General features: G+C 71.8%; 22 protein-coding genes. 8 read left to right on the top strand and 14 right to left on the bottom strand.

Going from position 1 to position 21,956, the window contains the following annotated elements:
* Positions 1-25: 25 nt before the first annotated feature.
* The 3 genes from J1792_RS10680 to J1792_RS10670 form a co-directional block, all read right to left on the bottom strand.
* A complete protein-coding gene (locus J1792_RS10680) occupies positions 26-979 on the bottom strand; it encodes an SPFH domain-containing protein (RefSeq protein WP_086570690.1) in 954 nt (317 codons plus the stop codon).
* A 129-nt stretch (positions 980-1,108) separates the two neighbouring features.
* Complete coding sequence (locus J1792_RS10675; RefSeq protein WP_242705073.1) at positions 1,109-1,531, bottom strand: NfeD family protein; 423 nt, start codon at positions 1,529-1,531, stop codon at positions 1,109-1,111.
* Between the two features lie 71 nt (positions 1,532-1,602).
* Positions 1,603-2,412: an ABC transporter ATP-binding protein gene (locus J1792_RS10670; RefSeq protein WP_086570692.1), complete on the bottom strand. Its 810-nt coding sequence runs from the start codon at positions 2,410-2,412 to the stop codon at positions 1,603-1,605.
* Between the two features lie 92 nt (positions 2,413-2,504).
* On the opposite strand from J1792_RS10670, the gene J1792_RS10665 reads away from it, so the two are divergent.
* Complete coding sequence (locus J1792_RS10665; protein ID WP_086570694.1) at positions 2,505-3,311, top strand: Rv1486c family protein; 807 nt, start codon at positions 2,505-2,507, stop codon at positions 3,309-3,311.
* Between the two features lie 102 nt (positions 3,312-3,413).
* Here the strand turns inward: J1792_RS10665 and J1792_RS10660 are convergent, their stop codons facing one another.
* The 4 genes from J1792_RS10660 to J1792_RS10645 form a co-directional block, all read right to left on the bottom strand.
* Positions 3,414-3,791 (bottom strand): chaplin, encoded by a 378-nt coding sequence (locus J1792_RS10660; RefSeq protein WP_086570696.1) that lies wholly within the window; start codon positions 3,789-3,791, stop codon positions 3,414-3,416.
* 191 nt (positions 3,792-3,982) lie between these two features.
* A complete protein-coding gene (locus tag J1792_RS10655; protein WP_086570698.1) occupies positions 3,983-4,228 on the bottom strand; it encodes a chaplin in 246 nt (81 codons plus the stop codon).
* Positions 4,229-4,405: 177 nt separating this feature from the next.
* The gene (locus J1792_RS10650; RefSeq protein ID WP_086570700.1) at positions 4,406-5,056 is read right to left on the bottom strand and encodes a response regulator; all 651 of its coding nucleotides are present in this window, start codon (positions 5,054-5,056) and stop codon (positions 4,406-4,408) included.
* On the bottom strand, positions 5,049-6,206 hold the full coding sequence (locus J1792_RS10645) for a GAF domain-containing sensor histidine kinase (protein ID WP_086570702.1): 1,158 nt from the start codon (positions 6,204-6,206) through the stop codon (positions 5,049-5,051). Before J1792_RS10645 ends, J1792_RS10650 begins: the two co-directional genes overlap by 8 nt.
* Positions 6,207-6,351: 145 nt before the next feature.
* Here J1792_RS10645 and J1792_RS10640 point away from each other — a divergent pair, with 145 nt between their 5' ends.
* Positions 6,352-7,050 carry a nitroreductase family protein gene (locus J1792_RS10640; protein ID WP_207247156.1) on the top strand — a complete coding sequence of 233 codons (699 nt, stop codon included), beginning with the start codon at positions 6,352-6,354 and terminating at the stop codon, positions 7,048-7,050.
* Between the two features lie 364 nt (positions 7,051-7,414).
* Positions 7,415-8,128 carry a transglycosylase SLT domain-containing protein gene (locus J1792_RS10635; RefSeq protein ID WP_086570710.1) on the top strand — a complete coding sequence of 238 codons (714 nt, stop codon included), beginning with the start codon at positions 7,415-7,417 and terminating at the stop codon, positions 8,126-8,128.
* A gap of 91 nt (positions 8,129-8,219) precedes the next feature.
* On the opposite strand, the gene J1792_RS10630 is transcribed toward J1792_RS10635, so the two are convergent.
* A complete protein-coding gene (locus J1792_RS10630) occupies positions 8,220-10,778 on the bottom strand; it encodes an ABC transporter ATP-binding protein/permease (RefSeq protein ID WP_086570705.1) in 2,559 nt (852 codons plus the stop codon).
* Positions 10,779-11,019: 241 nt separating this feature from the next.
* Between J1792_RS10630 and J1792_RS10625 the strand changes: the two genes are divergently transcribed.
* Both J1792_RS10625 and serB read left to right on the top strand, forming a co-directional pair.
* Positions 11,020-12,810, top strand: coding sequence for a streptophobe family protein (locus tag J1792_RS10625; protein WP_307842954.1), 1,791 nt, complete (start codon positions 11,020-11,022; stop codon positions 12,808-12,810).
* Positions 12,731-13,963 (top strand): phosphoserine phosphatase SerB, encoded by a 1,233-nt coding sequence (gene serB / locus J1792_RS10620; protein ID WP_086573886.1) that lies wholly within the window; start codon positions 12,731-12,733, stop codon positions 13,961-13,963. Before J1792_RS10625 ends, serB begins: the two co-directional genes overlap by 80 nt.
* Positions 13,964-14,005: 42 nt before the next feature.
* Here serB and J1792_RS10615 read toward each other — a convergent pair whose 3' ends face one another.
* The 6 genes from J1792_RS10615 to fabG form a co-directional block, all read right to left on the bottom strand.
* A complete protein-coding gene (locus J1792_RS10615) occupies positions 14,006-14,524 on the bottom strand; it encodes a SixA phosphatase family protein (RefSeq protein ID WP_086573884.1) in 519 nt (172 codons plus the stop codon).
* 86 nt (positions 14,525-14,610) lie between these two features.
* Positions 14,611-14,832: a hypothetical protein gene (locus J1792_RS10610; protein WP_086573882.1), complete on the bottom strand. Its 222-nt coding sequence runs from the start codon at positions 14,830-14,832 to the stop codon at positions 14,611-14,613.
* A gap of 223 nt (positions 14,833-15,055) precedes the next feature.
* Positions 15,056-15,172 carry an SGM_5486 family transporter-associated protein gene (locus tag J1792_RS35030; RefSeq protein WP_278186248.1) on the bottom strand — a complete coding sequence of 39 codons (117 nt, stop codon included), beginning with the start codon at positions 15,170-15,172 and terminating at the stop codon, positions 15,056-15,058.
* Positions 15,173-15,206: 34 nt separating this feature from the next.
* Positions 15,207-15,551, bottom strand: a complete 345-nt coding sequence (locus J1792_RS10605; RefSeq protein ID WP_086573880.1) for a hypothetical protein — start codon at positions 15,549-15,551, stop codon at positions 15,207-15,209.
* A 273-nt stretch (positions 15,552-15,824) separates the two neighbouring features.
* Complete coding sequence (gene fabI / locus J1792_RS10600; protein ID WP_207247155.1) at positions 15,825-16,595, bottom strand: enoyl-ACP reductase FabI; 771 nt, start codon at positions 16,593-16,595, stop codon at positions 15,825-15,827.
* 5 nt (positions 16,596-16,600) lie between these two features.
* Complete coding sequence (gene fabG, locus J1792_RS10595) at positions 16,601-17,320, bottom strand: 3-oxoacyl-[acyl-carrier-protein] reductase (RefSeq protein ID WP_086573878.1); 720 nt, start codon at positions 17,318-17,320, stop codon at positions 16,601-16,603.
* A 190-nt stretch (positions 17,321-17,510) separates the two neighbouring features.
* On the opposite strand from fabG, the gene J1792_RS10590 reads away from it, so the two are divergent.
* The 3 genes from J1792_RS10590 to tyrS all read left to right on the top strand — a co-directional run bounded on the left by J1792_RS10590 (position 17,511) and on the right by tyrS (position 21,917).
* Positions 17,511-19,037, top strand: coding sequence for a TldD/PmbA family protein (locus J1792_RS10590; RefSeq protein WP_207247154.1), 1,527 nt, complete (start codon positions 17,511-17,513; stop codon positions 19,035-19,037).
* Positions 19,034-20,437 (top strand): metallopeptidase TldD-related protein, encoded by a 1,404-nt coding sequence (locus J1792_RS10585; protein ID WP_086567397.1) that lies wholly within the window; start codon positions 19,034-19,036, stop codon positions 20,435-20,437. The genes J1792_RS10590 and J1792_RS10585 overlap by 4 nt, the downstream gene beginning before the upstream one ends.
* A 76-nt stretch (positions 20,438-20,513) precedes the next feature.
* Complete coding sequence (gene tyrS, locus J1792_RS10580; RefSeq protein WP_086567437.1) at positions 20,514-21,917, top strand: tyrosine--tRNA ligase; 1,404 nt, start codon at positions 20,514-20,516, stop codon at positions 21,915-21,917.
* Positions 21,918-21,956 lie beyond the last annotated feature (39 nt).

Below are 21,956 nucleotides of genomic sequence, written 5' to 3'. Positions count from 1 at the left end.
GGCGCCGTCCTCCTGGTCGATCGGGTTAGTCGATCGGGGGCTGCTCGCGGCGGGGGCGGGGGTTCTCCTTGGTGGTCCTGGGGCCGCTTCCGCCGCCGGAGCCCATGGGGCCGAGGTTGCCGACGGCGCCGCTGAGGCCCTTGAGCGCGTCGCCGATCTCGCTGGGCACGATCCAGAGCTTGTTGGCGTCGCCCTCGGCGATCTTCGGGAGCATCTGGAGGTACTGGTAGGCGAGCAGCTTCTCGTCGGCGTCGCCGGCGTGGATGGACTCGAAGACCGTGCGGATCGCCTGGGCCTCACCCTCGGCGCGCAGTGCGGCGGCGCGGGCCTCGCCCTCGGCGCGCAGGATGGCGGATTGCTTCTCGCCCTCGGCGGTGAGGATCTGGGACTGGCGGATGCCCTCGGCGGTGAGGATGGCGGCGCGCTTGTCACGGTCGGCGCGCATCTGCTTCTCCATCGAGTCCTGGATGGAGGTCGGGGGCTCGATGGCCTTGAGCTCGACACGGTTGACGCGGATGCCCCACTTGCCGGTGGCCTCGTCGAGGACTCCGCGCAGCGCGGCGTTGATCTCCTCGCGGGAGGTGAGGGTCCGCTCGAGGTCCATGCCGCCGATGATGTTGCGCAGGGTGGTGACGGTGAGCTGCTCGATGGCCTGGATGAAGCTGGAGACCTCGTACGTCGCCGCGCGGGCGTCGGTCACCTGGTAGTAGATGACGGTGTCGATGTTGACGACGAGGTTGTCCTGGGTGATCACCGGCTGCGGCGGGAACGGCACGACCTGCTCGCGGAGGTCGATGCGGTTGCGGATGGAGTCGATGAAGGGGACGACGATGTTCAGGCCCGCGTTGAGGGTGCGGGTGTAGCGGCCGAACCGTTCGACGATGGCGGCGCTGGCCTGCGGAATGACCTGAACCGTCTTCATGAGGGCGATGAAGACGAGCACCACCAGGATGATCAGGACGATGATGATCGGTTCCATCGTGGCTCCAGCTCCCCGTGCCTGTGTCGTTGCCTGTGTCGTTGGACTTGATCAGAGTCTTTCAGAACACGGTGCCGCCGTGCAGGCGTTGGCCGCAGGTCGTCCGTAAGGCACCGCTTCCACGGCCGGTCACATGACCACGGCCGTCGCGCCGTCGATCTCGACGACGTCGACCTGTTCCCCGACCGCGTGGACGCGGCCCGGGTCGAGGGCGCGGGCGGACCAGATCTCGCCGGCCAGCTTGATGCGGCCGCCGTTGCCGTCGACCTGTTCGAGGACGACGGCCTGGCGGCCCTTGAGGGCGTCGATGCCCGATTTCACCTCGGGGCGACGGGAGCGCTGCCGGTTGGCGAGCGGGCGTACGACGGCGATGAGGGCGACGGAGACGACGGCGAAGACCACGACCTGGGCCACCATGCCCCCGTGCAGGGCGGCGGTGACCGCGGCGGCCACGGCACCGACCGCGAACATGCCGAACTCCGGCATGGCGGTCACGACCAGCGGAATACCCAGCCCGACGGCGGCTACGAGCCACCAGACCCATGTGTCCACATGGTCATGGTAGGGGCGCGGGACGGCCGTCGGACAGGGTGCCGGGGCCGGTCGGCCCCGGCGGTGGCCCGTCAGGAGATCGGCAGGCCCTGGGCGGTCCACCGGTCGCCGCGGCGCTCGACGACCAGAGGGAGGCCGAAGCAGTGCGAGAGGTTGCGGGAGGTGAGCTCGAGCTCGATGGGGCCGGCGGCGAGCACCTTGCCCTGGCGGATCATCAGGACGTGGGTGAAGCCGGGGGCGATCTCCTCGACGTGGTGGGTGACCATGACCATCGAGGGGGCGAGGGGGTCGCGGGCCAGACGGCCCAGGCGGCGGACGAGGTCCTCGCGGCCGCCGAGGTCGAGGCCGGCGGCGGGCTCGTCGAGCATGAGCAGCTCGGGGTCGGTCATCATCGCGCGGGCGATGAGGGTGCGCTTGCGCTCGCCCTCGGAGAGGGTGCCGAACTTGCGGTCGAGGTGGTCGGTCATGCCGAGCACGTCGAGGAAGGCGCGGGCGCGCTGCTCGTCGACCTCCTCGTAGTCCTCCTGCCAGGTGGCCGTCATGCCGTAGGCGGCGGTGAGCACGGTCTCCAGGACGGTCTGGGTGCGCGGCAGCTTGTCGGCGAGGGCGATGCCGGCCATGCCGATGCGCGGGCGCAGCTCGAAGACGTCGACGGCGCCGAGCTTCTCGCCGAGGATCCGGGCGGTGCCCTTGCTCGGGAAGAGATAGCTGGAGGCGACATTGAGGAGGGTGGTCTTGCCGGCGCCGTTGGGGCCGAGGATCACCCAGCGCTCGCCCTCCTTGACCGACCAGGAGACCTGGTCCACCAGAGCCCGGCCCTCGCGGACCACGGATACGTCCACCAGTTCCAGCACATCGCTCATGAGCGCGTTGTCTCCCATTGCAGTCGCGTCGTCGCTTGCGCCTGTCGGCGCAGTCCCCATAGGAAAACCTACGCCACCGGTCGCGGATGGCAGTCCCTAGGCTGGGGGGCATGCTCGATGAACCTCGCTCAGGACGGCTCACCGCATGGGGAAATGCCCTGCTTGCCGGATTTGCCGCCCCGGATGACGCGGCCCACCACATCACCGGACGTGACGCGGTCCACCGTGTCACCGGCCTGCCCGGCGAGTCCGGGCCCGTCGGCCTGACCCTGGCCCTGGGGCGGCTGCGCGCCCTCGGGGCGACGGGGCTGCGCCTCGCGCTGCCGGCGCCCGGACACCCGCTGGGGCTGAGCGGGCCCCCGGAGTTCAACGCGCGCGCCCTGGAGGCCGAGGAGGCCGTCGTCGCCTCGGGCGCGGCACTGGGGCTCGTACCGGAGGTGTCCGAGGCGGGGCCCGGGGGCGATGTGCACGTGGAGGTCCTCTGGCACTGCCTGCCCGTGCGGGAGGCGCCGCCCGCGGACGTGCCGTCGCTGTCGGAGGCCGAGCGGGAGCTCGCCGAGGCGATGCGCGAGGCGACCGAGGTGCTCATCCGTCTGGACGTGGCCGGGTCCGGGCCGGTGGCGCAGGCGGCGCTGGAGGCCTACCGGGCGCGGGCCGAGCGCGGGGGCGAGGTGCTGGCGCCCGGCTACCCGCCGCGCGCGGTACGGGTGCTGGAGCTCGCCCGGCGGGTGGGGGCGCTGATCTCCCTCGCCTACCGGCCCGGCGACCGCGAGGGGCGTGAGCACGGCGGCGCGGTGAGCGCCTCGGAGATCGCGGCGCGGTCGGCCGCGCTGCGGCCGGTGGAGCGCACGGCCCGGCGGGCCCAGGTGGCCGCGTACAACGCCATGGTGGAGGAGCGGGACCGGCGCCGGGGCTGACGGAGCCGGCTCCGGGCGCGGGAAGGCCCCGTGGACCGCGCGGTCCACGGGGCCTTCTCGCTGTGCGCCCGTACGCCCCCTGGGGGCGCGGGGCGTCAGTCCTTAGTGGCCGCCCTCGTGGTGGTGGCCACCGTCGTCGTGGTGCCCGCCGTCGTCGTGGTGCCCGCGGTCGTGACCGCCGTGGTGGCTGTGGTGCTCCTCGTAGTGGCTGTGGTGCTCACGGGTGTCGCCGTTGATGCAGGTGTTGCCGAACGTCGGGTTGAGCAGGGCGATGATGTCGATGGTGTTGCCGCAGATGTTGATCGGGATGTCGATCGGCACCTGGATGACGTTGCCCGAGATGACGCCCGGGGAGCCCTTCGCGACGCCCGAGGCCAGGGCCCCGCTGAAGCCGTCGTCGGCCAGGGCGGGCGCCACGGAGGCGCTGAGGGCGACGCCTGCGGCGGCCAGAGCGAGGGCGGCCTTCTTGGCACTGTTCATGAGGTGGTCTTCCTTTGAGACGACTGACCTTGCCGGCCCCAGCCATGGGGTCGTGCACTGATGAACGCCAGTGCACCGCCGATGGCACGGCCATCGGCGGTGTTTGCCCTCGTTCGGCCGATTGATCACCACCCGGATGTCGGCTCCACCGGAGCGGAGCCGACGTTTCCGGCGGGGCGGGATCGCGCCGGTTACTGGTTGACGCAGGTGTTGCCGAGCGACGAGTTGAACAGGCCGACGACGCTGATCGTGTTGCCGCAGACGTTCACGGGGACGGAGACCGGCGCCTGGAGGATGTTGCCGGAGACGACGCCCGGGTTGCCCTTGGACTCGGCGCTCGCGCCGTGCCCGCCGTGCGCGGAGGCGGCACCGGCGCCGGCCAGGGCGAGACCGCCGACAGCGAGGGTGACGGCAGCGGCCTTCTTCATGTTCTTCACTCTTTCTGTGACCTTCCTGGGAGTGTTTCCAGAGCGTCGCCACGGCCGGCTGCCGCGGTTACGCCATGGAAAACGGCCCTGGGCCATTCGGGTTGCGCCTGCGGGCGGGTTATCACACGACCGCATGAATCGCTGATCAGAACGTGACGTTCAGCTACCGCCCGGTACGGCGCCGGCTCAGGCGCCTATCCCGTGGCGGACGGCCCACAGCGCCGCCTGGGTGCGGTCGGCGAGGTCGAGCTTCATCAGGATGTTCGACACGTGCGTCTTGACGGTCTTCTCCGACAGCACCAGCGCCCGCGCGATCTCGCGGTTGGAGCGGCCGTCCGCGATCAGGGCGAGCACCTCGCGCTCCCGGTCGGTGAGCGCGCCGCCGCGCCCCTGGCCACCGTTGCCGGTCTCCTCCTGGGAGAGCAGGGCGCCGGCCACCTCGGGCTGGAGGAGTACGTGCCCGGCGTGTACGGACCTGATGGCGCCGGCCAGGGCGTCGGGGTCCACGTCCTTGTAGACGTAGCCCGCGGCGCCGGCGCGCAGGGCGGGGACGACGGTCCGCTGCTCGGTGAAGCTGGTGACGATCAGCACCCGGGCGGGATTGCCGAGCTCGCGGAGCTTGCGCAGGGCCTCGATGCCGTCCATGCCCGGCATCTTCACGTCCATCAGGACGACGTCGGGCCGCAGCTCCTCGGCGCGCTCGACGCCCTCCGCGCCGTTCGCGGCCTCGCCCACCACCTCTATGTCGTCCTGGACCTCCAGGAACGTGCGCAGCCCGCGCCGGACGACCTGGTGGTCGTCGACCAGCAGCACCTTGATCACCTTGGCCTCAGCCACCGGGCACCTCCATCTCGATCGTGGTGCCCTTGCCGGGCTCCGAGTCCACGGTCAGCTTCCCGCCGACCCCGTCCGCGCGGTCGCGCATGGACACCAGGCCCAGGTGGCGGCCGGCCTGACGGACGGCCGAGGGGTCGAAGCCCCGTCCGTCGTCGCGCACCCGCAGGGCGGCGCCGTGGCCCAGGCGGGTCAGGGTGACGTCGACGACCGAGGCGCCGGAGTGGCGCAGGGCGTTGTGCAGCGCCTCCTGCGCCACGCGCAGCAGGGCCTCCTCCTGGGCGGCGGGCAGCGCCCGTACGCCCCGGGTGGCGAAGGTGACGTGGGCGCTGTGGGCCCGGTCCAGGACCTTGACGTGGGTGCGCAGGGTGGCGGCCAGCCCGTCCTCGTCGAGGCCGGCGGGGCGCAGCTCGACGACGGCGGCGCGCAGTTCGTCGGCGGCCTCGGCGGCCAGGCGGGCCACCTCGTGCAGCTCGCCCTTGGCGCGGGCGGGGTCGCGGTCGACGAGGGCGGCGGCGGCCTGGGCGGTCAGGCGCAGGGAGAAGAGCTTCTGGGAGACGGCGTCGTGGAGCTCGTGCGCGAGGCGGGCCCGCTCGCCGGCGATGGTCAGCTCGCGGCTGCGTTCGTAGAGCCGGGCGTTGGTGAGGGCTATGGCGGCGTGCTGGGCGAGGACGGCCAGGAGCTGTTCGTCGTCGGCGGTGAAGCCGCAGCCCGTGCGGCGGCCGCCGGTGGTGGTGTCCCGCTTCTTGTTGGCGAGGAACAGGGCGCCGAGGATCTCCTCGCCGTCGGCGACGGGCATGCCGATGAAGTCGCTCATGTCGGGGTGGGCGTCGGGCCAGCCCTCGAAGCGGGGGTCCTGGCGGACGTCGGCGAGGCGCTGGGGGGTGGCCTCCCGGAGCATCGCGGCGAGGATGCCGTGCTGGCGGGGCAGCGGGCCGATGGCCTTCCACTCCTCGTCGCTGACGCCGTCGACGACGAACTGGGCGAAGCCGCCGTGGTCGTCGGGCACGCCCAGGGCGGCGTACTCGGCGTCCAGCAGCTCGCGGGCGGAGACGACGATCGTCTTGAGGACGTCGCGTACTTCCAGGTGGCGGCTCATGGCGAGCAGTGCGGTGCTCACGGCCGTGAGGCCGGAGCGGGGGCCGTTGGTCATGGGATCACCGTATCCAGCGCCGTCGGGCGGGGGATCGGCCCGGGGGCGGCCGCGGCCGGGCCGTGGGGCCTAGGCCGGTGGTCGGTGTTCCGTTCCGTCTTCGGGGGCACGACTGGCCGTGGGACGGCGGGGGAAGACTCCCCGCATGTCTATACCAATACAGTGGACGCCCACCCACGGCGAGCCCTACCGGCCCGTTCCGTACCGGCCGGAGCGGATGCCCGCCGCGGAGTCCCTCGCCCGCGCCGCCGAGCTGCGGGAGCGGATGGGACGGCGGCGGACGGTGCGGCAGTTCTCCGCCGATCCCGTGCCCGAGCAGGTGGTGAGGGACGCGATCGCCTGTGCCGCCACGGCGCCCTCCGGGGCGCATCAGCAGCCGTGGACGTTCGTCCTGGTCAAGGACGCCGAGGTGCGGCGGAGCATCCGGCGGGCGGCCGAGGAGGAGGAGCGGATCTCCTACGACGGGCGGCTGGGCGAGGAGTGGCTGGCGGCGCTGCGGCCGCTGGGCACGGACGAGGTCAAGCCGCACCTGACGGACGCGCCCGCGCTGATCGTGGTCTTCCAGCAGCGCTACTGGCTGGGCGAGGACGGCGGCAGGCGCAAGCACTACTACGTGGACGAGTCGGTCGGCATCGCGGTGGGGATGCTGCTGTCCGCGCTGCACCTGTCGGGGCTGGCGGCGCTGGTGCACACGCCGAGCCCGATGCGGTTCCTGTCGGAGGTGCTGGGGCGGCCGGCGAACGAGAAGGCGTTCGCGGTGATCCCGGTGGGGTATCCGGCGAGGGACTGCCGGGTGCCGGATCTGGTGCGCAAGACGCTGGAGCAGGTGCTGGTCGAGGTCTGAGCGACCGAGCAACGTTGCAGCGTTTTTGATCGCAAACGCTTTGTGCCTGCGCGCTCACATCGGGTGAGGGAGCGCTACCCCCGGTGTGAGCCCGCTCATGGGACGCAGGTCACGTACGAAGCGGCCTAGTGGAGGCTTAAAGCGGTCATAAGCATCGCCCCGAGCAGGGAGCGAGCCGTTTTTCCGGGCCCTTGGTCCCGACGCCCGCAACGAAGCGGGATAGTACGTCACACCTTTGCCACACCTTTTTGCAGCCGCTAAGAATTGCCCCCGTCGCACGGCGCCGTCGATCGAGACGCGGCGCTTACTTCGCGCCGATCCGGGCCTGATGCGACTCAAGCGACTGGAAGAGGTTCAGCTCAGCATGCGCTCCCCCATCTCCGGCTATTCCCGCCTGACCAAGGTTCACAAGTTCTCCGCCGCCGGCATCGCCGCGGCCGGTGCCGCCGCCCTGGTGTTCGCCGCCGTTCCCAGTGGCTCCGCCGACACCGAGAAGCCGGTCGCCGTGAAGCAGGTCGCCTGGAACACCTCCGCGTTCGGCGAGACCCAGCAGGCCGAGCTGACCAAGCAGTCGGACAACGCCGCCAAGCAGGCCAAGGCCGAGGCCGAGGCCAACAAGAAGAAGGCCGAGGCGGACGCCAAGGCGAAGGCCGACAAGGAGCGCGCCGAGAAGGAGGCCGCGAGCCGTTCCCAGGAGCGCAAGCCGGTCCAGGCCGCGCCCGCCGCTCCGGCTCCGGCCCCGGCTCCGAAGACCTACGCCAACAACCTTGACGGCTGGATCAAGGAGGCGATGGACATCATGAAGGCCAAGGGCATCCCCGGCTCGTACAACGGCATCTACCGCAACATCATGCGGGAGTCCACGGGCAACCCCAACGCCATCAACAACTGGGACTCCAACGCCGCCGCCGGCATCCCCTCCAAGGGCCTGCTCCAGGTGATCGACCCGACCTTCAAGGCGTACCACGTCGACGGCACCTCCTGGAACATCTACGACCCGGTCGCCAACATCACCGCCGCGTGCAACTACGCGTGGAAGGTCTACGGCTCCATGGACAACGTCAACTCGGCGTACTGAGCCGGCCCCGCCCCCGGGGACGGAGAGCACATGCGCCGAAGGGCGGCACCCGCAACCGGGTGCCGCCCTTCGGCGTTGTGCGTGAGGCCGTCTACTTGCGCATGACCTCGGGCTCGTGGCGGCGCAGCAGGCGGATGACCGCGAAGCCGCAGGCGATGCCGATCGCGAGGAGGGCGATCATGTCGAGGCCCCACGTCGCCGCGCTGTGCTCCCACAGCGGGTCGAGGTTCTTGGGGTCGCTCTTGTCCATCGGCGCCATGATGTGCGAGAGGTCCAGCGTGGTGCCGGCGCCGGCGATGGCCCAGCGGGCCGGCATCAGCCAGCCGACCTGCTCGACGCCGGGTGCGTCGTACAGCTTGAACAGGATGCCGGTGAACACGACCTGGACGATGGCGAACATGACCAGCAGCGGCATGGTCTTCTCGGCGGTCTTCACCAGGGAGGAGATGACCAGGCCGATCATCATGCAGGTGAAGCCCAGGCCGATGATCACGAGGCAGAGCTCGACGGCCGGCAGCGACTTCAGGATGAGGCCCTCGTCCGGCAGCTTGCGGACCGAGAAGCCGATGGCGCAGGTGAGGACGCCCTGGACCACGGTGATGAAGCTGAGGACGATCACCTTGGACATCAGATACGCGGACCGGGACAGGCCGACGGCGCGTTCCCGTTCGTAGATGACCCGTTCCTTGATCAGCTCACGGACGGAGTTGGCGGCGCCGGAGAAGCACATGCCGACCGCGAGGATCAGCATGATCGTGCCGGCGTCCTGGTTGAAGTGGCCCTTGCTCGGCGCACCGAGTCCGAAGTCGGACGGGATCAGGGCGCTCACGCCGCCGAGGACGGCGGGCAGGAGCAGCATCAGGGCGAGGAAGCCGCGGTCGGAGGCGATGACCGAGCTGTAGCGGCGCATCAGCGTCCACAGCTGGGAGCCCCAGCTCTGGGGCACCGACGGGCGGACCATCTGCGGCTGGACGTGCACGGACTGCGGGGCGACGGCGTCGATGTCGGCCGCGTACATCTGGTAGTGCTGCGAGCCCTTCCAGCGGCCCGACCAGTCGTAGTCGCGGTAGTTCTCGAAGGCCGAGAAGACGTCGGCCCAGGTCTCGTAGCCGAAGAAGTTGAGCGCCTCCTCCGGCGGGCCGAAGTAGGCGACCGAGCCGCCGGGGGCCATGACGAGCAGCTTGTCGCACAGGGCGAGCTCGGCGACGGAGTGGGTGACCACCAGGACCGTGCGGCCGTCGTCGGCCAGGCCGCGCAGCAGCTGCATGACGTCGCGGTCCATGCCCGGGTCGAGGCCGGAGGTGGGCTCGTCCAGGAAGATCAGCGACGGCTTGGTCAGCAGCTCCAGGGCGACCGAGACGCGCTTGCGCTGGCCGCCGGAGAGGGCGGTGACCTTCTTGTCCTTGTGGATGTCGAGCTTGAGCTCGCGCAGCACCTCGTCGATGCGGGCCTCGCGCTCGGAGGCCGCGGTGTCGCCGGGGAAGCGGAGCTTGGCGGCGTAGCGCAGCGCCTTCCGGACCGTGAGCTCCTTGTGCAGGATGTCGTCCTGCGGGACCAGACCGATGCGCTGGCGCAGCTCGGCGAACTGCTTGTACAGGTTTCGGTTGTCGTAGAGGACGTCACCCTGGTTGGCGGGCCGGTAGCCGGTGAGCGCCTTGAGGAGGGTGGACTTTCCGGAACCGGAGGGGCCGATGACGGCGATGAGCGACTTCTCGGGGACGCCGAAGGAGACGTCCTTGAGGATCTGCTTGCCGCCGTCGACCGTGACCGTCAGGTGGCGGGCGGAGAAGGAGACGTCACCGGTGTCGACGAACTCCTCGAGCCGGTCGCCGACCAGCCGGAAGGTCGAGTGACCGACACCGACGATGTCGTTGGGGCCGATGATCTGCTGGCGGACCGGCTGACCGTTGACGTAGGTGCCGTTGTGGCTGCCGAGGTCGACGATCTCGAAGCCGCCGGCGGTGGCCCGGAACTCGGCGTGGTGCCGGGAGACCTGGAGGTCGGAGACGACCAGCTCGTTGTCCAGGGCACGACCGATGCGCATCACGCGGCCGACGGCCATCTGGTGGAAGCTGGTCGGGCTGCGGTCGCCGTAGACGGGCGGGGCTCCCGCGGCGCCGCCGGCGGGCGGCTGCGCGGCCTGGGCCTGCTGCGGGACGTACGCCTGCTGCTGGGGCTGCTGCCAGCCCTGCTGCTGGGGCTGCTGGTACTGCTGTCCGGGCCATCCCTGGCCGCCGGACGGCTGGCCCGGCTGCTGGTACTGCTGCGGGGGCTGCTGTCCGTGCTGCTGCACGGGCGTGGCCATGGCGGTGTGCGCGTTGTACAGGTCGGCGGCCGGGGCCCCGGGAGCACCGGAGAAGTTCAGCCGCGGGCCGTCCGTCGCGTTGCCGAGGTGCACGGCGGAGCCGGGACCGATCTCGGTCTGACCGATCCGCTGCCCCTGCACGAAGGTGCCGTTGGTGCTGCCGTGGTCCTCGATGATCCAGCCGTGTCCGCCCCAGCGGACGGTGGCGTGCCGCCATGAGACCCGGGCGTCCTCCAGCACCAAGTCACCCTGCGGATCGCGTCCGAGGGTGTATGACCGGGACGGGTCCAATGCCCAGGTCTGTCCATTCAATTCCAGTACGAGTTCCGGCACTCCATGCCCCACTACTTGTCCCCCGATGAGCCCCCTGCACGGGGGAGTCTAGGGATGGCGAACATCGGGAGGAACTATTTCAGGCGCAGTCCCTCAACCGAAAGTCGGGAGTGGCGCGACCGTGTACCGGCCCTGTAACAGGCGCCGTTGACCGATGCGAAACAGGCCCTGACAGTAGTAACCGCCCATGGATGCGATGGATACGCACGGATCATGAACATCCGGGGCATCTGGTATGGACCGGGGGGCCGTGATGACCATGACCGGTGGCAGCCGCGCGGCGCGGGGCGCGGATCTGCTCCTGACCGCGATCGCAGCGGCGAGCTGGGCGTTCCTCGCGATGGCCGGGGTGGCCGCGCTGGGGCTGCATCTGCTGGGGGCGGACGCCGCCGGTTCCCTGGGCCCGATGACGGCCGCCGTGGTGGTCCTGGCGGTCGGCGGATCGGTCACCCCCTCGGGCTCGGTCGAAGCATTCGGCCTGACGGGCGCGGGGGCGCACACCACCATCGACATCGCGCCATTGGGCGTCGCGCTGGTGGGGGCGCTGCTGCTCGGCTGGGTCTTCGCCCGGTCGCTGCGCGCCCTGGGCCCGAGCGTGGGCGGCGCGGAGCTCGCGGCCCGGGCGGGGGCGGTCGTCGTCCTTTTCCTCCTCATTCTGGGCACCCTCGCCTGGGCGGGCTCCTCCACCGTCACCTTCGACGGGGGTGCGCTGGGCCTGCCGGGCGCGTCCGGCGGCGGGCCGGGCCTGGAGATTCCGGGCCTCGGCGACATCGGGGACATCGGCGGCGGTCTCACCGACCGCCTGCGGGACCTCGCCGACGCCAAGGCCTCCGTCGGCTTCTCCGTCCGCACCGGCCCCTCGTTGCTGGGCGGGCTGGCGTGGGTGCTGGGTGTGCTGCTGATCACGTTGCTCTCGGCCCGCCGGGCCCCGCTGCCACGCGGCTGGGAGGCGCTGCACCGCGGCGTCCGCCCGGCGGCCTCGGCGCTGCGGGCGGTGCTGGTGCTGGCGGTCGTGGCGGGGCTGGCGGCCGCGGTGGCCGCCGCCTCGGGCGACGGCCACCCCGGCCGGGTGGCCGGCGCCGCGCTGCTCGGGGCGCCCAACGGGGTGTGGCTGGGGGTGCCGCTGGGGCTGTTCGTGCCCCTGCGGGGGATGGCGAGCGGGTCGCTGCTGCAGATGCTGCCCCACCCCCTGGACGACCTGCTGCGGATGCGGACCGGGCAGGACGTCTCGGTGGCCCGCCTCGCCGAGCTCGAGCAGGGCGTGTGGCTGCTGCCCATGGGCTGCGGGCTGCTGATGCTGACGGCCGGGGTGCTCACGGCGGCCCGTACGCCCCGGGGCGACGCGGGCGCGGTGGGCTTCTCCGCGCGGTGCGGGGTGACGCTGGGCGCGGTCACCGCGGTGGCGCTGCCGCTGCTGGTGCTGGCGACGCGGGTGAAGGCGGACGCGAGCCTGTCGGTGCTGGGCATCGACGCGATGGGGGCCGGCCTGGAGCTGAGCGGGAGCGCGCCGGCGGCCGCGGCGCTGGGCGCGGTGTGGGGGTTGGTGGCGGGGGTGGCCGGGGGCTGCTGGCGTACGCGACGGGGGCGGCGGGCCGCAGGGCGGCACCGCTCGCGCGCGCGACGGTGGCCGCCGGGGGCGGGGCGTACCCCGATCCGGCGTATCTGCCGGGGCCGTACAACCCGTCGTCGGGCTACCGGCCCGCGCGGCCGGAGACCAATCCCTACCTGCGGCAGCCGGGGACGACCCGTACAGCGCACCCACCCAGACGAGCCGCTCGCCGCTGCGTCCTCCGCCCCGCCCGCCCCGGCAGCCGGGCTACCGCTACGGGGCCTCGCCCGTGCCCCCGCCGGACGAGCCGCCTCCGCCACGGGGGCGCGGATAGGGGTGGGGCCGGGGCGGGGCCGTCCGCCGACCGGGACACCTGTGCGGATCCGGTGCGGGGACGGATACGGTAGGAACCACCATGAGCGCATCGCAGACCTCGCCTGCCACCGCCGTCACCGGCGAAGACGACCCGACCCTGCTCGTCAAGATCTTCGGTAAGGACCGGCCGGGCATCACCGCCGGGCTCTTCGACACCCTCGCCGCCTACGCCGTGGACGTCATAGACATCGAGCAGGTCGTCACGCGGGGCCGGATCACCCTGTGCGCGCTGGTCACCGCCCCCTTGGGGGGTGCGTCGACCGAGGGTTCGCTGCGGGCGACCGTGCACAGCTGGGCGGAGTCGATGCGCCTGCAGACCGAGATCATCTCCGGCCGGGGCGACAACCGCCCCCGTGGCACCGGCCGTTCGCACGTCACCGTGCTCGGCCACCCCCTCACCGCCGAGTCGACGGCCGCCATCGCCGCCGCCATCACCGACACCGGCGGCAACATCGACCGTATCTTCCGCCTCGCCAAGTACCCCGTCACGGCCGTGGAGTTCGCGGTCTCGGGCGCGGACACGGAGAAGCTGCGCACCGCGCTGGCCATCGAATCCGCGGCGCTGGGCGTGGACGTGGCGGTCGTGGCGGCCGGCCTGCAGCGCCGGGCGCAGCGGCTGGTGGTGATGGACGTGGACTCCACGCTCATCCAGGACGAGGTCATCGAGCTGTTCGCGGCCCACGCGGGCTGTGAGGCGGAGGTGGCCGAGGTGACCGCGCGGGCGATGCGCGGCGAACTGGACTTCGAGCAGTCCCTCCACGCGCGGGTGGCGCTGCTGGCGGGGCTGGACGCGTCGGTGGTGGAGAAGGTGCGGGCCGAGGTGCGGCTCACGCCGGGCGCCCGCACCCTGATCAAGACCCTCAAGCGGCTGGGCTTCCAGGTCGGGGTGGTCTCCGGCGGCTTCACCCAGGTCACCGACGACCTGCGGGAGCGGCTGGGCCTGGACTTCGCCTCCGCCAACACGCTGGAGATCGTCGACGGGAAGCTGACCGGCCGGGTCACCGGGGAGATCGTGGACCGGGCGGGCAAGGCCCGGCTGCTGCGCCGCTTCGCGGCCGAGGCCGGGGTGCCGCTGTCCCAGACGGTGGCGGTCGGGGACGGCGCCAACGACCTCGACATGCTCAACGCGGCGGGCCTGGGCGTGGCGTTCAACGCCAAGCCCGTGGTCCGCGAGGCAGCCCACACCGCGGTGAACGTGCCGTTCCTGGACACGGTGCTCTATCTGCTGGGCGTCACCCGGGAAGAGGTCGAGGCGGCCAACACCCACGAGTGAGGCCGCCCGCCCCGGTGGCCGCCCCAGCGGCTCGCGCGCCGGTCAGGCGTGCGGGGACCAAAAGGCGATCAGCCGGCCCACGCCGTGCTCGACGTCCTTCCAGGAACCGCTGAAGGTGAGCACCGCGATCGCGGCGGTGGGGAAGCCGGAACGGTTCATCCGGGCCAGCAGGTCGCCTTCCGACTCGCCGGCCAGGGCGTCGGCCAGGCCGTGCATGCCGGGGTTGTGACCGATGAGCACCAGGTCGTTCACCTCGTCGGAGACCTCGTTGAGCAGCGCGATCAGCTCGCCGAGGGAGGCTTCGTACATCCGGTCCTCGTAGACCGTCCGCGGGCGCTCCGGCAGCTCATGGACGGCGAGCTTCCAGGTCTCGCGGGTGCGGGCGGAGGTGGAGCACATGGCCAGGTCGGGCGTGATGCCGGACCCGGCGAGCCAGCGGCCGGCGACGGGGGCGTCCTTGCGGCCGCGCTCGGCGAGGGGGCGTTCGTGGTCGTCGCCGTCGGACCATTCGGCCTTGGCGTGCCGGAGGATGACAATCCTGCGGGTGTCGGAGGAGCTCATGTCGTCCAGCTTCGCACGAAACCCATGGCGAGGCGCGGGGTGTTGGCAGGCTTGACCCCGCCGGGTGGCGCCCCGGCGCACGACGCTCACGGCGCCCAGTGCCCGGCGGAGTACTCGACGAACCGCACCACGCGCGCCAGCGTGCTCCCGCCCGGCTCGGTGCCGCCGGCCGCCGCGGCGGGCGTGGACAGCAGGGAGAAGAGGGCCACGAACGCGAGGGCGGGAAGCAGCAGGGCCCACCACGGCAGCCTGGTCTGCTGTCCGGGCCGTGTGCTGGCGGGAACGGGAACCTGCCTGCCGGCGGACATGGGGATCGCCTCCGAGGGTCGGTGCACCGCCGCGTCGCGGTGTACTACGAACCTACGGAGAGCGAGGGCCGGCGCCCATCCGGCAACCCACCCACTCCTCCCTGACCCTGACCCCCTAGGGGATGGTGGGGCTGGCCCCACCATCCCCTAGGGGCGGCGCGATCCGGAGGCCCGGCTCAGGGCGCGAGGCGACGCCCCGGCTCAGGGGGAGGCGCTCACCGGCTCAGGGGGAGGCGATCGTCGCGATGACGGCGATGACGACGGTGATGCCGAGCATCGCGCCGAGGATGGTCAGCAGGGCCTTCTGGCCGTTCTTGGGGTTCTCGTCGAGTACGGGCATGGGACACAGTCTCCCACCCCGCCCCCGGCGGCCGTCAGCCGGGCGTATGGGTCACCCACGCCTTGCGGACCTCCAGCCAGCAGCGCTGGGTGAGGGTGACATGGCCGGCCGGGCCGACCGTGACCGGGGCGGTGTCCATGGCCGGATCCCACCACCGGGCGCACATCACGTGCAGCTGGACGCGGTCGGGTCGCGAGTCGCCGTTGAAGCAGTCGGACCGGGCGTGGGAGCCCAGCACCCGGGTGTGGCACTCCGCCTCGCGCCGCGGCTCCGGCGCGCGGGAGGCGTGTCCTCCGTGCCCGGCGGCCGTCGCCTGGGCACCGGACAGGGCGGCGGTCGCCAGGAGCAGCGCCGCCGCGCCGCATATCGGGAAGCGCATCACCTGCCACCTCCTCCCTGCCCCCAGTGTGCGGGCGCGGGCCGCCGCGCACGACCCGGGGAACGCGTGATGCCCGCCCCGGCGGGTGCCGGGACGGGCATCACGAACGCGCTGCGGGCGTCAGGCGTCCGCTTGAGGATGCGTGACGAGCGTCAGGCGCCCATCATGTGCACGCCGCCGACCGTTTCCGCACGCCGCCCTCGCACTGATCGGCCCCTGGGGGCCTCACAGGCTTCGGACGGCTGCGCCGGACTCCGTCCGGCGAGTGGGGTGCTAGGCGCCCATCATGTGCACGCCGCCGTCGACGTGGACGATCTCGCCCGTGGTGCGGGGGAAGAAGTCCGACAGCAGACCGACGACGCCGCGGCCGGCCGGCTCGGGGTCGGCGAGGTCCCAGCCGATGGGGGCGCGGTGGTTCCACACGTCCGCGAGCTCCTCGAAGCCCGGGATGGACTTGGCGGCCATCGACTTGATGGGGCCGGCCGAGACCAGGTTGCAGCGGATGCCCCTGGGGCCCAGATCGCGCGCGAGGTAGCGGTTGGTGGACTCCAGGGCGGCCTTGGCCACACCCATCCAGTCGTACTTCGGCCAGGCGATCTGCGCGTCGAAGGTCAGACCCACGATCGAGGCGCCCTCGCGCATCAGCGGCAGCAGGGCCATCGACAGCGACTTGTAGGAGTACGCCGAGACCTGAACGGCCGTCGAGACGTCCTCCCAGGTGCCCTCGAGGAAGTTGAAGGCGCCCTGCGGGCCGAAGGCGATGGAGTGCACGACGCCGTCGAGGGGCACGTCGTCGCCGATGTGCTCGCGGACCTTGTCGGCCAGGCCGTCGAGGTGCTCCTGGTTGCTGACGTCCAGCTCGATGACCGGGGCCGGCTTGGGCAGCCGCTTGGCGATGCGCTCGACGAGGGAAAGGCGGCCGAAGCCGGTCAGGATGACCTCGGCGCCCTCGTTCTGGGCGACCTTGGCGGCCTGGAAGGCGATCGAGGACTCGGTGAGGACACCCGTGACGAGGATGCGCTTGCCTGCGAGGATTCCACTCATGTCGGTCAGTGACCCATGCCCAATCCGCCGTCGACGGGAACGACGGCTCCGGTGATGTATGCGGCGTCCTCGGAGGCGAGGAAGCGGACCGAGGCGGCGATCTCCTCGGGCTGCGCGTAGCGGCCCAGCGGGACGTTGGCGACGATGCCGGCGCGCTGCTCGTCGCTGAGCACGCGGGTCATGTCGGTGTCCACGAAACCGGGCGCCACGACGTTGACGGTGATGTTGCGGGAGCCCAGCTCACGGGAGAGCGAGCGGGCGAAGCCGACCAGTCCGGCCTTGGAGGCGGCGTAGTTCGCCTGGCCCGCCGAGCCCATCAGGCCCACGACGGACGAGATCAGCACGACGCGGCCCTTGCGGGCGCGCAGCATGCCCTTCGAGGCACGCTTGACCACGCGGAACGTGCCGGTCAGGTTGGTCTCCACCACGGAGGTGAAGTCCTCCTCGGACATGCGCAGCAGCAGCTGGTCGCGGGTGACGCCGGCGTTGGCCACCAGCACCTCGACCGCGCCCTGCTTCTCCTCGATCTCCTTGTAGGCCTGCTCGACCTGCTCCGGGTCGGTGATGTCGCACTTGACGGCGAGGCACCCCAGGTCCAGGAGCTCGGTGGGCGGCTCCCCCGAGCGGTAGGTGAAGGCGACCTTGTCCCCCGCATCGGCGAAGGCGCGCGCGATGGCGAGGCCGATGCCCCGGTTTCCTCCGGTGACGAGAACCGAGCGGCTCACAGGATCACCCTTCCGTTTACGTATCCATAGGTAGTGCTGGACTACACCGAACGTATCGGTAGACGTCACCAAAGCGGCAATCGACCTGCGACAGGGGGGACCGGCGGTCACTGTTGGATCTCTACAGAACCGAGGTCCGGCGGTCACGGCCATGGTTCACTTCCGTCACATACGAGAAGGAGAGTGGACCGTGCCGCATGAGATCGATCCGTCATTCCTGGCGCTGCCGCTGCGGCCGCTGGCAGACGCCGCTCTCGCGCGCGCCCGCGCGTTGGGGGCCTCGCACGCGGAGTTCCGCTTCGAGCGGGTGCGCAGCGCGTCGTGGCGGCTGCGGGACGCCCGGCCGGCGGGTTCGTCGGACGACACCGACCTGGGCTATGCGGTGCGTGTGGTGCACGAGGGCTCGTGGGGGTTCGCGGCCGGCGTCGATCTGTCCATGGACGCCGCGGCCCGGGTGGCCTCGCAGGCGGTGGCCATGGCCAAGCTGTCGGCCAAGGTGATCGCGGCCGCCGGGTCCGACGAGCGGGTGGAGCTGGCGGACGAGCCGGTGCACGCGGAGCGCACCTGGGTCTCCTCCTATGACATCGATCCCTTCCGGGTGCCGGACTCCGAGAAGACCGGGCTGCTCACCCAGTGGAGCGAGCGGCTGCTGGCGGCGGACGGGGTGGACCACGCGGACGCCACTCTGACGACCGTGCACGAGAACAAGTTCTACGCGGACACGGCCGGCACGACCACCACCCAGCAGCGCGTGCGGCTGCACCCGCAGCTGACCGCCGTGGCCGTGGACCCGGCCACCGGCGACTTCGATTCGATGCGCACCCTCGCCCCGCCCACGGGGCGCGGCTGGGAGTACATGACCGGCGCGGGCGGCTGGGACTGGGACGCCGAACTGGCGGAGATGCCGGAGCTGCTGGCCGAGAAGATGCGGGCGCCGAGCGTCGAGGCGGGCACGTACGATCTGGTGGTCGACCCGTCCAACCTGTGGCTGACGATCCACGAGTCCATCGGGCACGCCACCGAGCTGGACCGGGCGCTCGGCTACGAGGCCGCCTACGCCGGCACCTCCTTCGCCACCCCCGACCTGCTGGGCACGCTGCAGTACGGCTCGCCCATCATGAACGTCACCGGCGACCGCACCGCCGAGCACGGCCTGGCGACGATCGGGTACGACGACGAGGGCGTGGCCGCCCAGTCCTGGGACCTGGTCAGGGACGGCGTCCTGGTGGGCTATCAGACGGACCGCCGCATCGCCCGGCTGACCGGACAGGGCCGGTCCAACGGCTGCGCGTACGCCGACTCGCCCTCGCACGTGCCGGTGCAGCGGATGGCCAACGTCTCGCTGCGGCCGGCGGCGGACGGGCCGTCGACCGAGGAGCTCGTCTCCGGCGTGAAGAACGGCATCTACGTCGTGGGCGACCGCTCGTGGTCCATCGACATGCAGCGGTACAACTTTCAATTTACGGGTCAGCGCTTCTTCAGGATCAGGAACGGCCGGCTGGCCGGGCAGCTGCGCGATGTGGCCTACCAGGCGACGACGACGGACTTCTGGGGCTCCATGAAGGCCGTGGGCGGCCCGCAGACGTATGTCCTGGGTGGTGCCTTCAACTGCGGCAAGGCCCAGCCGGGGCAGGTCGCGGCGGTCTCGCACGGCTGTCCCTCGGCCCTCTTCGAGGGCGTCAACATCTTGAACACGACTCAGGAGGCCGGTCAGTGAGCCCGCGCAACACCAAGCCCCACGAGATCGTCGAGCGCGTCCTGGAGCTCTCGCGTGCCGACGGCTGCGTCGTGATCGCTCGCGAGGAGTCCACTGCCAACCTGCGCTGGGCCGGCAACGCGCTGACCACCAACGGCGTCACCCGCGGCCGGAGCGTCACCGTCGTGGCGACCGTGGACGGGGCCGAGGGCACGGCGTCCGGCGTGGTCTCCCGGACCGCCGTCACCATGGACGAGCTGGAGCCGCTGGTCCGGGCGGCGGAGGCGGCGGCCCGCGAGGCGGGGCCCGCGGAGGACGCCCAGCCGCTGGTGACGGGCGTGCCGCACTCCCCCGGCTTCACCGACGCGCCCGCCGAGACCTCCTCGGCCGTCTTCGACGCCTTCGCGCCGGCCCTCGGCGAGGCCTTCGCCCGGGCCCGTTCCCAGGGCCGGGAGCTGTACGGCTTCGCCCGCCACGAGATGGAGTCCGCCTACCTGGGCACCTCGGCGGGACTGCGGCTGCGCCACGACCAGCCCACCGGCGCCCTGGAGATGAACGCCAAGACGCCGGACCGCACCCGCTCGGCGTGGGCGGGGCGGGCCACCCGGGACTTCACCGACGTGGACCCCGGCGCGCTGGACGCCGAGCTCGCCGAGCGGCTCGCGTGGGCGGCCCGCAGGCTCGAGCTGCCCGCCGGGCGCTACGAGACGCTGCTGCCCCCGACGGCCGTGGCGGACCTGCTGGTGTACCAGCAGTGGTCGGCCACGGCGCGGGACGCGGCCGAGGGCCGCACGGTCTTCTCCCGGGCCGGCGGCGGCACCCGGATCGGCGAGAAGCTCTCGGGCCTGCCGCTGTCGCTGCGCAGCGACCCGCACGCGCCGGGCCTGGAGTGCGCGCCGTTCGTGCTCGCGGGCAGCTCGGGCGACGACGCGTCGGTCTTCGACAACGGCCTGCCGATCGCGGCCACCGAGTGGATCCGCGAGGGCGTGCTCGAGCACCTGCTGACCACGCGGCACAGCGCGGGGCTGACGGGCCTGCCGATGACCCCGTACACCGACAACCTGATCCTGGACGGCGGCGGAAGCCGGTCGCTGGAGGAGATGGTCGCCGCGAGCGGCCACGACGGGCCGGCCCTGCTGCTGACGTGCCTGTGGTACATCCGCGAGGTGGACCCGGCGTCGCTGCTGCTGACCGGGCTGACCCGGGACGGGGTGTACCTGGTGGAGAAGGGGGAGGTCGTCGGCGAGGTGAACAACTTCCGCTTCAACGAGTCCCCGGTCTCGCTGCTCTCCCGGGCCACCGAGGCGGGCCGCACCGAGCCGACGCTGCCGCGCGAGTGGGGGGACTACTTCACCCGGGCGGCCATGCCGGCCCTGCGGATCCCCGACTTCAACATGAGCTCGGTCAGCCGGGGCGTGTGACCGGCGCGGAAGGAACTCCGCCGAGCAAATAGACTCGACCTGTCCTTTGTCCGACAACCCCTACAGGAACGCCACGATGACACGCCTCGGCGACTCCGTCGCGCGCGCCAGCGCCCTGCTGGCGCAGGACCTCTCCACCGACTCCACCGTGGAGCAGCTGCTCACGGAGACGAAGGCGAGGCGCTATCTGGACCTGACGGATCTGTCGGCGAAGGACCAGGCCGAGCTCATCGCCTCCCGTACGGTCGAGGTGCTGCCCGGTGTGGCCAAGCTGGCCGAGCGGATCGAGCTGCGCCGGGCCGAGGGCAGGGGCCTGGCCATCAAGCTGGGCATCGACCCCACGGCCGCCGACGTCCACCTCGGCCACGCGGTGCCGGTGATCATCCTCAGCCGCTTCCAGCGGATGGGCCATGACGTCAGCCTGCTCATCGGCGACTTCACCGCCAAGATCGGTGACCCGACGGGCCGGACGGCGGAGCGCCCGCCGCTGACCGACGAGGACATCGCCGCCAACCTCGCGGGCTACCGCGAGCAGGTGCGGCCGTTCTTCGACTTCGAGAAGGTCTCGTTCGTCCAGAACAGCGAGTGGCTGGCCCCGTACACCTTCCCGGAGCTGCTCGGTCTGCTCTCCCAGGTGCCGGTCTCGCAGCTGCTGCAGCGCGAGGACTTCCGCACCCGCCTGGCGTCCGGCTCGGGCCTGACGATGTCGGAGCTGCTCTACCCGATCGCGCAGGGCCTGGACTCGGTGGCGCTGAACTGCGACGTCGAGCTGGGCGGCGCGGACCAGCTGCTGAACCTGCAGATGGGCCGCAAGCTGATGGAGCTCAAGGGCCAGAAGCCGCAGCTCGTCGTCACCATGCCGCTGATCGAGGGCACGGACGGCACCGGCGCGAAGATGTCCAAGTCCAAGGGCAACTACGTGGGGCTGACCGCGCCCGCCGACGACGTCTTCGGCAAGATCATGTCGGTGCCGGACCGGCTGATGGAGCCGTACCTCAAGGCCTGGACGGAGTGGACGGACGCGGAGATCGCGCTCGTGCTCTCCCGCGTCGAGGAGAAGTCGCTGCACCCGATGGACCTGAAGAAGGTCCTGGCGGGCGAGGTCGTGGCCGCGCTGTACGGCCTGGAGGCGGCGATGGCGGCGCGTGCGGGGTTCATCGCGCAGTTCTCGAAGAAGAGCTTCACCGACGTCGAGACGCCGGTGGTGGACCTGGCCGAGCACGGCGAGGAGCCGGCCACGGCCGTGCTCAGCAAGGTGCTGGGCTTCCAGCCGAGCGCCTCGGCCGCCCGCCGGGTCGCCAAGCAGAACGGTCTGCGGCTGGTCCTGGAGGCCGACGGCGCTCAGGAGGCCGTGGTGCTGGCGGAGGCCGACGCCATCCGGCCGCTGGGCGAGGTGGCCCGTGAGCTGCTGGCCGGTCGCGCGGTGAGCGGGGTCTACCTCAAGGCCGGCCGCAAGATCGCGGAGCTGCGCGGGCTGTAGTCCCCCGCTTTTCCGCCGGAATCCTTCCGCCGGAACTCC

The organism is Streptomyces triculaminicus, from assembly GCF_017349075.1.
Lineage (GTDB): Bacteria > Actinomycetota > Actinomycetes > Streptomycetales > Streptomycetaceae > Streptomyces > Streptomyces triculaminicus.
This window is presented reverse-complemented; position numbering and strand designations above follow the sequence as displayed.

Bases quoted from the DNA above. Each gene is read 5' to 3' on its own strand.
- J1792_RS10640 (WP_207247156.1), top strand. From the start codon at position 6,352: ATGTCTATACCAATACAGTGGACGCCCACCCACGGCGAGCCCTACCGG.
- J1792_RS10680 (WP_086570690.1), bottom strand. From the start codon at position 979: ATGGAACCGATCATCATCGTCCTGATCATCCTGGTGGTGCTCGTCTTC.
- J1792_RS10615 (WP_086573884.1), bottom strand. From the start codon at position 14,524: ATGAGCTCCTCCGACACCCGCAGGATTGTCATCCTCCGGCACGCCAAG.
- J1792_RS10635 (WP_086570710.1), top strand. From the start codon at position 7,415: ATGCGCTCCCCCATCTCCGGCTATTCCCGCCTGACCAAGGTTCACAAG.
- J1792_RS10670 (WP_086570692.1), bottom strand. From the start codon at position 2,412: ATGGGAGACAACGCGCTCATGAGCGATGTGCTGGAACTGGTGGACGTA.
- J1792_RS10625 (WP_307842954.1), top strand. From the start codon at position 11,020: ATGACCATGACCGGTGGCAGCCGCGCGGCGCGGGGCGCGGATCTGCTC.
- J1792_RS10605 (WP_086573880.1), bottom strand. From the start codon at position 15,551: ATGCGCTTCCCGATATGCGGCGCGGCGGCGCTGCTCCTGGCGACCGCC.
- fabI (WP_207247155.1), bottom strand. From the start codon at position 16,595: ATGAGTGGAATCCTCGCAGGCAAGCGCATCCTCGTCACGGGTGTCCTC.
- J1792_RS35030 (WP_278186248.1), bottom strand. From the start codon at position 15,172: ATGCCCGTACTCGACGAGAACCCCAAGAACGGCCAGAAGGCCCTGCTG.
- J1792_RS10660 (WP_086570696.1), bottom strand. From the start codon at position 3,791: ATGAACAGTGCCAAGAAGGCCGCCCTCGCTCTGGCCGCCGCAGGCGTC.
- J1792_RS10665 (WP_086570694.1), top strand. From the start codon at position 2,505: ATGCTCGATGAACCTCGCTCAGGACGGCTCACCGCATGGGGAAATGCC.
- J1792_RS10645 (WP_086570702.1), bottom strand. From the start codon at position 6,206: ATGACCAACGGCCCCCGCTCCGGCCTCACGGCCGTGAGCACCGCACTG.
- J1792_RS10610 (WP_086573882.1), bottom strand. From the start codon at position 14,832: ATGTCCGCCGGCAGGCAGGTTCCCGTTCCCGCCAGCACACGGCCCGGA.
- serB (WP_086573886.1), top strand. From the start codon at position 12,731: ATGAGCGCATCGCAGACCTCGCCTGCCACCGCCGTCACCGGCGAAGAC.
- tyrS (WP_086567437.1), top strand. From the start codon at position 20,514: ATGACACGCCTCGGCGACTCCGTCGCGCGCGCCAGCGCCCTGCTGGCG.